Source organism: Xanthomonas sp. A1809 (genome assembly GCF_017746015.1).
In the GTDB taxonomy this organism is placed as follows: domain Bacteria; phylum Pseudomonadota; class Gammaproteobacteria; order Xanthomonadales; family Xanthomonadaceae; genus Xanthomonas; species Xanthomonas euvesicatoria.
In genome coordinates, this window is sequence record NZ_JAGHWZ010000043.1 from 260 (window position 1) to 792 (window position 533).

The following is a 533-nucleotide window of genomic DNA, read 5'->3' on the forward strand; positions in this document are numbered from 1 at the left end:
GAAGTGCAGGCCAGCCCCAAGCCGATCATTTTGTTTGTCGACGAAACCCACACCCTGGTCGGCGCCGGTGGCGCGGCCGGTACCGGCGATGCGGCCAACCTGCTCAAGCCCGCACTGGCGCGTGGCACCTTGCGCACCGTGGGGGCGACCACGTTTGCCGAGTACAAGAAGTACATCGAAAAGGATCCGGCATTGACGCGGCGCTTCCAGGCCGTGCAGGTGGACGAGCCGGACGAGGCCAAGGCGGTGCGCATGATGCGCGGCGTCGCTTCGATGATGGAACAGCACCACCGTGTGCAGATCCTGGACGAAGCGCTGGAAGCGGCAGTCAAGCTCAGTCACCGCTACATCCCAGCGCGGCAGCTGCCGGACAAATCGGTGAGCCTGCTCGACACCGCCTGCGCGCGCGTGGCGGTGAGCCTGCACGCTACGCCTGCGGAAGTGGACGACAGTCGCCGCCGCATCGAATCGCTGGAGACCGAGCACGCCATCATCGAGCGCGAGCGTGCGATTGGCATCGTGGTGGAGGAGCG

1 pseudogene is annotated in these 533 nt (G+C 66.2%); it reads left to right on the plus strand.

Annotated elements, in window-relative coordinates:
* Positions 1 to 533: pseudogene (locus tag J7396_RS22110) on the plus strand (type VI secretion system ATPase TssH); the annotation flags it as partial.